This window comes from Cupriavidus basilensis (assembly GCF_029335485.1).
Lineage (GTDB): Bacteria > Pseudomonadota > Gammaproteobacteria > Burkholderiales > Burkholderiaceae > Cupriavidus > Cupriavidus basilensis_E.
Genome location: NZ_JARJLM010000502.1, coordinates 1 through 10,843, shown reverse-complemented (window position 1 = coordinate 10,843; position 10,843 = coordinate 1). Strand labels below are relative to the sequence as shown.

General features: G+C 69.1%; 10 protein-coding genes. 2 read left to right on the top strand and 8 right to left on the bottom strand.

The window, feature by feature from the left end:
* The first annotated feature begins 245 nt into the window (after positions 1-245).
* Positions 246-569, top strand: coding sequence for a hypothetical protein (locus P3W85_RS31090; RefSeq protein ID WP_276267583.1), 324 nt, complete (start codon positions 246-248; stop codon positions 567-569).
* A gap of 156 nt (positions 570-725) precedes the next feature.
* Here the strand turns inward: P3W85_RS31090 and P3W85_RS31085 are convergent, their stop codons facing one another.
* The 3 genes from P3W85_RS31085 to P3W85_RS31075 form a co-directional block, all read right to left on the bottom strand.
* Positions 726-1,478 (bottom strand): GntR family transcriptional regulator, encoded by a 753-nt coding sequence (locus tag P3W85_RS31085; protein WP_276267582.1) that lies wholly within the window; start codon positions 1,476-1,478, stop codon positions 726-728.
* Positions 1,479-1,583: 105 nt separating this feature from the next.
* Entirely contained in the window at positions 1,584-2,318 is a 735-nt protein-coding gene (locus tag P3W85_RS31080) for an aspartate/glutamate racemase family protein (RefSeq protein WP_017227739.1), read from the bottom strand.
* Positions 2,319-2,325: 7 nt separating this feature from the next.
* Entirely contained in the window at positions 2,326-3,846 is a 1,521-nt protein-coding gene (locus P3W85_RS31075) for an NCS1 family nucleobase:cation symporter-1 (RefSeq protein ID WP_276267581.1), read from the bottom strand.
* A gap of 342 nt (positions 3,847-4,188) precedes the next feature.
* On the opposite strand from P3W85_RS31075, the gene P3W85_RS31070 reads away from it, so the two are divergent.
* A complete protein-coding gene (locus P3W85_RS31070) occupies positions 4,189-5,388 on the top strand; it encodes a pyridoxal phosphate-dependent aminotransferase (protein ID WP_276267580.1) in 1,200 nt (399 codons plus the stop codon).
* Between the two features lie 120 nt (positions 5,389-5,508).
* Here P3W85_RS31070 and P3W85_RS31065 read toward each other — a convergent pair whose 3' ends face one another.
* The 5 genes from P3W85_RS31065 to P3W85_RS31045 form a co-directional block, all read right to left on the bottom strand.
* On the bottom strand, positions 5,509-7,005 hold the full coding sequence (locus P3W85_RS31065) for an efflux transporter outer membrane subunit (protein ID WP_276267579.1): 1,497 nt from the start codon (positions 7,003-7,005) through the stop codon (positions 5,509-5,511).
* Positions 7,006-7,016: 11 nt separating this feature from the next.
* Positions 7,017-8,162, bottom strand: a complete 1,146-nt coding sequence (locus tag P3W85_RS31060; protein WP_017223859.1) for an ABC transporter permease — start codon at positions 8,160-8,162, stop codon at positions 7,017-7,019.
* Positions 8,159-9,202 carry an ABC transporter ATP-binding protein gene (locus P3W85_RS31055; protein ID WP_276267578.1) on the bottom strand — a complete coding sequence of 348 codons (1,044 nt, stop codon included), beginning with the start codon at positions 9,200-9,202 and terminating at the stop codon, positions 8,159-8,161. Before P3W85_RS31055 ends, P3W85_RS31060 begins: the two co-directional genes overlap by 4 nt.
* On the bottom strand, positions 9,199-10,137 hold the full coding sequence (locus P3W85_RS31050; protein ID WP_276267584.1) for an HlyD family secretion protein: 939 nt from the start codon (positions 10,135-10,137) through the stop codon (positions 9,199-9,201). The genes P3W85_RS31055 and P3W85_RS31050 overlap by 4 nt, the downstream gene beginning before the upstream one ends.
* Before the next feature lie 99 nt (positions 10,138-10,236).
* Positions 10,237-10,843 (bottom strand): TetR/AcrR family transcriptional regulator (locus P3W85_RS31045; protein WP_276267577.1); only part of this gene is annotated, 607 nt, incomplete at its 5' end.

Genomic DNA, 10,843 nt, shown 5'->3' with positions numbered 1-10,843 from the left:
CAAGGCGGTGCCCGGGGGCGGCGACGGCAGGCGGCGGCTGGCCGCGCCGCGGTAAAGCGCGGTGCGGCAACCCTGCGGCCCCGCTTGCAAGCGAGGCTGCAGGCGGTTTTTACCCGGCAGGCCCGGTAACTGACACAATGTCGGCTTCGGCAACTGGCGGCCGCCTGCCGCTCCAGCCGCGCTCCCACGGAGGCGCGGCCGGGCGGCGATGCGCCGCTGCCTTGTGACAGCGTGACTGTGCAACTGTGAAATCCATACTCCCTACCCTGGCGGCGCTTTGTGTCGGCCTGGCCGGCGCGGCCGTCCTTGTGGCACCGGCCAATGCAGCCGGCGCCAGCGACGCGGGTGCGCCTGCGAAGGCCGGCTCGCGCTCCGGCGCCCGGCCGTCCCCGCAGGCGGCCGGACCGGCCGGCCAGCGTGCCGGCCGGCAATCCGCCGCAGGCACGCAGATCAACCACGACCAGTACGCACTGCGTCCGGAACGCGATACCCAGCCGCGCAGCAGCTTCGGCCTGCGGATGAAACCGGGATGGGACCAGCAGGGCGATCCGGACGGTCCCGGACGCTAGCCGCCGGCCAGCCGGAGGCGCGCCCCTTGCGGTGCTCCGCCTCGCACTTTTATTGCCTTTCCTTGTCCTCGTGGCGATCTCCCGCCTGCCCGCGGCCATCGGCGGAATCAGCGTGTGCCGGCGGCGCGCAAGCACTGGCCGAGGCAGGCGCGATGCTCAACTCCTGGCAAAGATGCTGTGGAAATCCGGCACGCCACTGTCGCGCACGGTCAGGTCGAGCGAGCCTTCGATATGCTGCAGGTGCTCGGTCATCAGCGCGGCGGCGCTGGCGGCATCGCGCCGCTCGATGGCATCGATCAGGTTGCGGTGCTCATGTTCGGGGCAGGCAGGCGCGCCTGGCCGGTCATACAGCGTAATGATCAGGCAGGTCAGCGAGACCATTTCCCGGATCAGTTTCTCCAGGATCGCATTGCCAGCGATTTCCGCCAGCAGGATATGGAATTCGCCCGACAGGCGGATGACCGCGGCCCGGTCGCCGCGGGTGCGCGCATGGTCTTCTTCCTGCACGTGGCGGCGCATGCTGCGGATCTTGGCCGCCGTGGCCTGCCGGGCCAGCACGGCGGCAAGTTCCGGCTCCACCACGCGCCGCGCCTGGAACACCTGGCGCGCCTCTTCCACCGTGGGGCTGGCGATGAAGGCGCCGCGATTGGGCACCAGCGTCACCAGCTTCTCGTGCGCAAGGCGCGCAAACACTTGCCGTATGCGCGCGCGGCTAGCGCCGGTGACTTCGCACAGGCGCTCTTCCACCAGCTTGGTGCCCGCCAGCAGGCGGTGCTCCATGATGGCGGTGAGCAGGTTGAGGTAAATCGCTTCGTTGGCCGAGGCCTCGGCAGCGGGCAGTTCGGCTGCGCCGTCCGCCGCTGCGGTTGCCGCGGGCGCCGTTGCCGCCTTCTTTCGGGTTGTTGCCATCTGGGTACGCGTAAGTCAGCCTGTCGCCGAAACTGGCGACGAAATTCCGACATATCGTACACAACTGCGGCGACAAGGTCCTTCCTGCCGGTCCTGCCACGCGTGTCAACCGAGCGAGAACGGCGCCAGCATGCCGGCATAGGGCTTGGGCAGTGGCCGTGCCCAGTCTCCGCGCTTGCTGGTGCCAAGCCGGATCGACACCAGCGCCTCGGTCATTTTCACGGCGGCGGTCACGCCGTCGATGACCGGCGCGCCGATGATGTCGGTAATTTCCTCGCACAGGTCGGCCATGCCGGCGCAGCCCAGCACGATGCACTCGCTGCGGTCCTGGGCCAGCGCCAGCCGGCAGCGCTCTGCGATGATGCGGCGTGCGTCGGATCCCGGGCGTTCCAGTTCCAGCACGGACAGGTCGCAGGCGTGCACATTGCGGCAGAAGCGCTTCATGCCATAGCGCTCGGCCAGGTGCCAGGCCATATTGCAGGTGCGCGCAAGCGTGGTCACCACGCTGAAGCTGCTGCCTATCAGGCTGGCCGCATGCATGGCCGCCTCGGCAATGCCAAGCACCGGGCCGCGCGCAAGCTCGCGCGCCGCGTGCAGGCCGGGGTCGCCGAAGCAGGCAATGACATAGGCGTCAACGCCGTCGCGCTCCCCCGCCAGGATCTCCTCCAGCACGCCGGGCACCGAGAGCGCCTCGTCATAGTGGCTTTCGATCGAGGCCGGCCCCATGCGCGGGCTCACCGCGCTGATGCGCGTGGCCGGCGCGGCGACGGCGCGCGCGCATTGCCCGATCTTGTCGGTCATGCTCTGCGTGGTGTTGGGGTTGATGATCTTCAGCTTCATGGCGATCTCAGGTGGTCTTGTCGAAGTGCGCGGGCATCAGGCGCGGCGCCAGCAGCCGGTACAGCGCCAGGGCGATGCCCATGCCGATGAACCAGCTGTAGTTGGCAAGCTGCTGCCACGCCGGTAGCACCACGCACAGGATGGGAATGGCGGCGGCCGGGATCATGGTGGCGATCGCCGCCGGGTTGTAGCCCTTGCGGTACCAGTAGCGGCCATGCGGGCTCATGGTGTACAGGTCGTCCACCACGACGCGCTGCCGCCGCACCAGGTAGTAGTCCGCGATCAGGATGCCGAACAGCGGGCCGATGAAGGCGCCGAGCACGTCCAGCGTGTAGTGGATGACCTGCGGGTTGTGATAGAGATTCCAGGGCGTGATGAAGATCGAGGCTACCGCCGCGATCATGCCGCCGGTGCGCCAGCTGATGTGCTTCGGCGAGACGTTGGAGAAGTCGAACGCCGGAGACACGAAATTGGCGACGATGTTGATGCCGATGGTGGCGGTCATGAAAGTGAACGCGCCGAGCAGCATGGCGAAGGTGCTGTCGATGTGGCTGACGGTCTCGACGGGGTCCGTGATCAGCTTGCCGAATACCGGCAGCGTGGCCGAGGTCGTGATCACCGTGAGCAGGGAAAAGCCGAGGAAATTGACCGGCAAGCCCCAGAAATTACCCCGCTTGACCGAGTGGAAATGCTTGGCGTAGCGGGAAAAATCGCCGAAGTTCAGCATGGGTCCCGAGAAGTAGGACACCACTAGCGCGATGGCCGTCAGCATGACCGGCACCGCGTCCCAGCCGCTGTACTTGAGAAAGCTCAGGGTCAGGTTGACGTTCTGCCAGCCGGCCTTCTGCACCAGCCAGATGGCCAGCGCGATCATCACCACGTAGACGGCCGGTCCCGCCCAGTCGATGAACCTGCGGATCGTTTCCATGCCGTTCCAGAACACCAGCGCCTGCAGCACCCACAGGGTCATGAAGGCGCACCAGCCCAATGCCGAGAGCCCGGCGAAGCCGTGCAGCTTCGCGTCGGCGCAGGGCGCCAGCGCAGGGAAGAAATGCAGTGCCAGCACCAGGAAGGCGCTGGATGCCAGGTAGGTCTGGATGCCGTACCAGGCCACTGCGATCAGGCCGCGGATGACGGCGGGAATATTCGCCCCCAGCACGCCGAAAGAGGCGCGGCAGATCACCGGATAGGGCGTGCCGGTGACCTGGCTCGGCTTGGCCACGAGGTTGCAGAAGAACTGCACGATCAGGATGCCCACCAGCAGCGATACCAGCACCTGCCAGCTCGATAGCCCCAGCGCGAACAGGCTGCCAGCCGTGATGTAGCCCCCGACGCTGTGCACATCCGACATCCAGAACGCAAAGATGTTGTAGGTGCCCCAGGTCTGCCGCCGCAACGGCGCCAAGTCTTCGTTGGTGAGGCGCTCATGGTAGCCGGGCTTGATCAGCGCGTTGCCATGGAGGCTGGGCTCGTCGGCTGCGCCGGCGGCGTCGGTTGCGGGGGCTGGAGTGGCGGTTGCTTGCATCATGGATCTCTCCTAGTGGCGGATGCTGGCCAGGGGGAAGCACGGTATGGCGTGCTCGATGTCCGTTGCGATTTCCTATTTTGAATACAAAATTGTCTACAAAAACTATTGAAGTTGTAGACGTTGTTCTAGGATATGGACGCAGCACTGTCAACAGGATTGGGAGTGACCTAGGGCATTCCCCGAGCGCGCCGGGTGGCCGCCGCCGTCGGTGGGAGCAGGCCGGCGAACTGTCGCGATTGGCCCGAATGGCTGCCTTTGCGGTACGCTTGCTGAACCGCCGCCACACGGGCCGACCGCCTCGGCATCCGGGCCGGCATGACCCTCACGCCACAAGGAGTCCCGATGTCCGTCAGCCCGTCCGGCTTCGCGCCCGCCCCGGTCGCAGCCCGCGCCACCGTCCATCACCTGCGCGCATCGCGCATCCGCGAGGTGGCCAACGCCGGCATCGGCCTGCCGGACGTGCTGCCGTTCTGGTTTGGCGAGTCCGACCAGGTCACGCCCGCCTTTATCCGCGACGCCGCCAGCCGTGCGCTGGCCGGCGGCGCCACCTTCTACACGCACAATCTCGGCATCGCGCCGCTGCGCAGCGCGTTGGCCGACTACGTCGGCGCGCTGCATGGCGCTACGGCGCTGGACAACGTGGTGGTCACCAGCGCCGGCGTCAATGCGCTGATGCTGGCCGCGCAACTGGTCGCCGGACCCGGCGACCGCGCGGTTGCCGTCACGCCGCTGTGGCCCAACCTGGTGGAGATACCCAAGATACTGGGTGCGGAAGTGGAAACCGTCTCGCTCGATTACGGCGCGCATGGATGGACCCTGGATCTCGACAGGCTGCTGGCCGCGCTGACGCCCGATACGCGGCTGCTGATGATCAACTCGCCCAACAATCCCACCGGCTGGGTGATGTCGCGCGCGGACCAGCAGGCGGTGCTGGCGCATTGCCGCCGCCACGGCATCTGGATCATTGCCGATGAAGTCTATGAGCGGCTGTATTACGGCGGCGATGCGGGCGAAGGCGCCATCGCGCCATCCTTCCTGGATATCGCCAGCCGCGACGAGCGCGTGATCTGCGTCAACTCGTTTTCCAAGGCCTGGCTGATGACTGGCTGGCGGCTGGGCTGGATGGTGCTGCCCGCCGCGCTGACCGACGATCTCGGCAAGCTGGTGGAGTACAACACCTCGTGCGCGCCGTCCTTCGTGCAGGAGGCCGGCATCGTGGCGGTGCGCGAGGGCGAGGCCTTTACGCGCGGCCTGGTCGGGCGGCTGCGCGCGGCGCGCGATCACCTGGTGGGCGCGCTGGCCGCGGTGCCGGGCGTGGACGTGCACGCGCCGGACGGCGCCATGTATGTGTTCTTCCGGCTGGCGGGAGCCAGCGACAGTCTCGCCCTGTGCAAGCAACTGGTGCGCGAGGCGCGGCTCGGGCTGGCGCCGGGCAGCGCGTTTGGGGATGAGGGGGAGGGCTTTGTGCGGTGGTGCTATGCCTGCGACGCGGCCAGGCTGGATGACGGGGTGAAGCGGCTGCGCGGGTTTCTGGGACGCTGAGCCATTCTGCTTTCCCACGGCTGAGCGGTCTTCGCGATGGCGTCGAGGACCGCCGGCAGCATTCGCATGCCGGCGGTGCGAGCACGTGCCAGACCGGTCTGATTCGCCAGCCCTTCAGGCCTATCGCGGGGAGGACGCCGGATCCTGCCACCAGCCACCGCCCAGCGCCTGCAGCAGCGCGGCGGAATCGGTAAAGCGGCTGGCGGTGGCCTGCGCCTGCGCGAGCGCCGCCTGCCAGTATTGCCGTTCGGCATCGAGCACCGCAAGCTGGCTGACGCCGCCGAGGCGGTACTGGCCGGCCACGATGGCAAGCGTGTCCCGCGCCTGCCTGGCGCTGTCGGCGCGGGCCTGCAAGGTGCCGGCATCGGCTTCGAGCGCGCGCAGCGCATCGGCCACTTCGCGCAGGCCTTGCAGCACCGCCTGCCGGTAGGCCGCCAGCGCTTGCTCGTAGGCGGCCTCGGCCGAGCGCTTGCGGGCCAGCAGCTCGCCGCCGCGGAACACCGGCTGCACCAGCCCGGCGGCCAGCGACCACACGTTGAAACTGCCGAACAGGTCGCGCGCGGACAAGCTCTGCGAGCCGGCGCTGCCGGACAGGGTGAGCTGCGGGTAGAGCTGTGCCGTGGCCACGCCGATACTGGCCGATGCCTGGTGCAGCAGCGCTTCGGCCGCGCGGATGTCCGGGCGCCGTTGTGCCATGGCGGAGGGCAGGCTGAGCGGCAGGGTGGCGGGCAGCGTGAGGTCGTCCAGCCGGAATTCGGGCAGCTCGGCGCTGGCCGGCGGCTGCCCCAGGTAGACCGCCAGTTGATGGCGCGCGGCGGCAATCTGTTGTGCCAGTCCCGGCAGCAAGGCCTGGCTCTGCGCCAGCTCGTTGCGCTGGCGCTGCACCTCCACCCGTGCCACGCCGCCGGCCCGCAGCCGCTGCTCCATGATGGCAAGTTGCTGCTGCTGGGCCTGCACGATGGCCTCCGTATCGGCGAGCTGCGCGCGCAGGCCGGCCTCGCGGATAGCGGCTGTGGCCACGTTGCCGGCCAGCGCCAGGCGCGCCGCTTCAAGCTCGTAGCGCTGGTAGTCCACCGCGGCGCGCAGGCCTTCCAGCTCGCGCCGCTGGCCGCCGGACAGGTCGAGCGTGTAGGAGACCTGGACGCTGGCGCCATACAGCGTGAAGGGACCCGGGTTGGGAAAGGCGGTGATGCCCACCGAGGCGAGATCGACCTGCTGCCGGGTGCCGTTGAGTTTTGCGTCCACGCGGGGCAGCAGCAGCGCGCCGGTGCTGGCCACCAGGTCCTGGCGTGCCTGTTCGAGCCGGGCCTGGGCTTGTGCCAGCGTGGGGCTGGCGTCGAGCGCCGCGCGGATGGTGCGGTCCAGCGCCGGGCTGCGGAACAGGGTCCACCATTGCGCGGGCACGTCCGTGCCACCTTCCAGCGTTTGCGCCTGGCCGTGCGGCGCGTCGGCGGCGCCGGTGCGCACCGGCTGCGCGCCGGCGGTGTAGCTGGAAGCGGCGGGCGCCGCCGGGGCTGTGAAATCGGGGCCAACGGCACAGGCCGACAGCGTGGCCGCGGCCAGCATGGCGAGCGCGGCGCGGCGCGGTGTGGACCGGACAGGCGGCCAGGGTTGCATGGCGGGCTCCCTCAATCCAGTGTGCGGCGGTAGAAGCGTACCGCGATGGTCATGACCACCACGGTGAACAGCAGCATCGGCCACACATTGGGCCATAGCTCGGTCCAGCCGTTGCCCTTGAGCAGGATGCCGCGGATCATGCGGTGGAAGTAGGTCATGGGCAGCACGTTGCCGATGGCCTGGGCCCAGCCCGGCATGCCCTGGAATGGGAACATGAAGCCGGACAGCAGGATGTTGGGCAGGAAATAGAAGAAGGTCAGCTGCACGGCCTGCAACTGGTTCTGCGCCAGCGAGGACAGCGTGATGCCCACCGTGAGGTTGGCGGCGATGAACAACAGCGCCGCCAGGTAGACCGCCACCACCGAACCGACGAAGGGCACATGGAAGATCAGGCGCGCCGCCAGCAGGATGATGGTGGACTGGATCAGCCCGATGAAGATGTAGGGAATGATCTTGCCGGTGATCACCTCGAGCGGCCTGACCGGCGTGGCCAGCAGGTTTTCCATGGTGCCGCGCTCGCGCTCGCGGGTCATGGCCAGGCCCGTCATCATCACCATCGTCATGGCCAGGATCACGCCCATCAGGCCGGGGATGATGTTGTACTGCGTGAGGCCCTCGGGGTTGTAGAGGTGCTGCACCGTGACATCGAATGGCGGCTTGCCGCCCGCCAGGTGCGCGAGCGCGCCCTGCAGGTCCTTGTCCGCCACCGAGTATGGCAGCTGCGCCAGCGCGGCCACGGCCGCGCCGGTGGCCGACGGGTCGGTGGCGTCGGCTTCCACCAGCAGCGCCGGGCGCTCCCCGCGCAACAGGCGCTGCGTGAAATCGGGGGGGATGCTGAGCACGAACTGCACGTCGCCTTTCATCAACGCCTCGCGGCCGGCCGTTTCGTCGGGCAGGGTGCCCACCACGCGGAAGTACGTGGACGCCTGCATGCCCGCGACGAAGGAGCGCGTGAACTCGCTCTGGTCCGCGGCGATCACCGCGGTGGGGAGGTGGCGCGGGTCGGTGTTGATGGCGAAGCCGAACAGCAGCAGTTGCATGATGGGCAGGCCCACGATCATGCCGAAGGTGACGCGGTCGCGGCGCAGCTGCAGGAATTCCTTGAGCACGATGCTCCACCAGCGCTGCAGGGAGAAGGCGAAGCGGGAGCCGTTCATGCCCTGGTCTCCCTGTCCCTGTCCTTGCCCTTGCCGGGCTGGCCGGCGCGCATATTGTCGTCGGCCCGGCTCATCATGTGGATGAAGACATCCTCGAGGCTGGTGTCGATGGGCGCGAGCCGGTGCCCGGGCCCGGCGATGCGGCGCAGCGTGGTTTCGAGGACGGGGCCGTCGTGCCCGGTGACGTGCAGCGCGCCGCCGAACACCACGGTCTGCTCCACGCCGGGCTCGCCCTGCAGTTGTTCCGACAGCGCGGAGAGCTGCTCGCCCTCGACGCTCCAGGTGACCAGCTTCTGGCTGGCCACCACCTCGCTCGCCGTGCCCTGTGCCAGCAGCTTGCCGTAGGCGATATAGGCAAGCTTATGGCAGCGCTCGGCTTCGTCCATGTAATGCGTGCTGACCAGCACCGAGATGCCGCGCGCGGCGAGCTGATGCAATTGCGTCCAGAAATCGCGGCGCGCCTTCGGGTCGACCCCGGCGGTGGGCTCGTCGAGCAGCAGCAGCTCCGGCTCGTGCAGCAGGCAGGCGGCCAGCGCCAGGCGCTGCTTCCAGCCGCCGGACAGCGCGCCGGCCAGTTGCTGGGCGCGGCTGGCCAGGCCGAGGTCTTCCAGCGCCTTGTCCACGGCCTCGCGGCGCCGCGGCATGCCATACACGCGCGCGACGAAATCCAGGTTTTCGCGGATCGAGAGATCGTCCCAGTAGGAGAACTTCTGCGTCATATAGCCCACGCGCCGCTTGATCTCGGCGGTCTCGCGCAGGATGTCGTAGCCCAGGCAGGAGCCGGAGCCGGAGTCCGGCGTCAGCAGGCCGCACATCATGCGGATCGAGGTGGTCTTGCCGCTGCCGTTGGGGCCGAGGAAACCGAAGATTTCCCCGCGCGCGACCTGCAGGGTGAGATCGACGACAACGTGCTTGTCGCCGTAGCGCTTGTTGATGTCATGTACATCGATGGCCAGCGCGCCCGGTTTCCCCGGCTCGCCGGGCTGTCCGGCTGCGCGGCGTGGCGCTTGCGGTCCGTCGGCGGCAACGGTCGCGCTCATGGCCTGGCCACCTCGACCGGCTGGCCCGGGTGCAGCTTTGGCGCATCGGCCGGCGCGGGCCGCGCTTCCACCAGGAACACCAGCTTGCTGCGCGTTTCGTTGCTGTAGATCACCGGCGGCGTGTACTCGGCCTGGCTGGAGATGTAGCTGACGGTGGCCGCGATGGGCGCCGCGCAGCCATCGCAGCGCACGCGCACCGTCTCGCCATTCCTGAGCGCGCCAACCACGGTCTCCGGCACGTAGAAGCGTACCTTGACGTTGCCGGGCGGCAGCAGCCGCACCACCGGGCTGCCGGCGGGCACCCAGTCGCCCGGCCGGAAGGGCGTATCGTAGACCAGGCCGGCCTGGGTCGCGCTCACGGTCTTGCGCGACAGCTTCCACTCGGCCTGCGCCAGTGCCGCCCGCGCTGCGGCGACCTGGGCCTGTTGGGCAGCCTGCTGGGCGCTGCGGCCCGGCAGCCGGGCCACCTCGATGCCGTGCTGCAGTTCGCGCACGCGGGCGGCATCGGAAGCGGCCGTGGCACGGCTTTCTTCCAGTTGCGCCAGTGCGATCCCGCCGATGGCGTACTGGCTCTCGTCGCGCTTGCGTTGCTCGGCGCTGCGCAGGGCGGCCGCCTGCGCCTGCAGCAGCTGTGCGCGGCTGACATCCACTTCGGGCGGGCGTTTGCCCGTCTGCAGGTCGGCCAGCTGCGACTCGGCCGCGCGCATCTGCTCCTGGGCCTGCTGGCGTGCGGCGCGCTCGTCCTCGGCCTCCAGCGCGAACAGCGGCGCGCCGTCCGCCACCTGCTGGCCGCGCTGGACCGAGAGCTGGTCCAGCCGGCCGGCGAAGGGCGACGCCACGCTGACAAATTCGCCTTCCACATAACCTTGCCAGGACGGCGGCGCCGGCTCGCCGCAGGCGCACAATAGCGCCGCGCCGATGGCGGCAGCCGGCATGGCGAGCGGCCGCGGGCGCACGGCCCGGCGAGGGTCGGATGGGAGGAGATCAAGCGAGGGTTGGCGTGGCATGCGGGCTCCGTGGCTGGCGGGCTGGATTCAGGCGGAAGGCGGCGCGGCTGGCGCCGCCGGCCTTGATGCCACCAGGCCATGCGCCAGCAGCGCGCTGACGTGCCGCACCAGCGCTTCGCTGTCAATCGCCTCGGCGCCGGGCAGCCGGCGCCAGATATGGGTAGTTGCCAGGGGCAGCAGCGCGAGGCCGATCAGCGACACCATCAACAGCGGCGGCTCCAGCCCGGGGTTGATTTCGCCGCGCGCGCGCGCTGCCGCCAGCGGGGCGATCACGGTGCCGGCGCGTTGCAGCGCGATCCGCTGCAGCACGCGCTGGTGCAGTTGCCCATCGGCGCCGACGATCTCCCGGATCCATAGTCCGGGGAACCATGGCGTGGCGGCCGCGGTGCGGATCAGCCGGCCGGCAATGCCAATCAGCATGGCGGCCGGGTCCGCGCTGTCGGCGGCGGCCGGCACGAACACCTGTTCGACCAGGGGCTGCAGGCGCTCGTCGACGACCGCGTCCAGCAACTGGTCGCGGTCGCGGAAGTAGTAGTGCACCAGGGCCGGCGTGACGCCCGCATGCGCGGCAATGGTCTTGATCGGGGTGGCGGCCACGCCGTGTTGCGCGAACAGCGCGGTGGCGGCGTCGAGC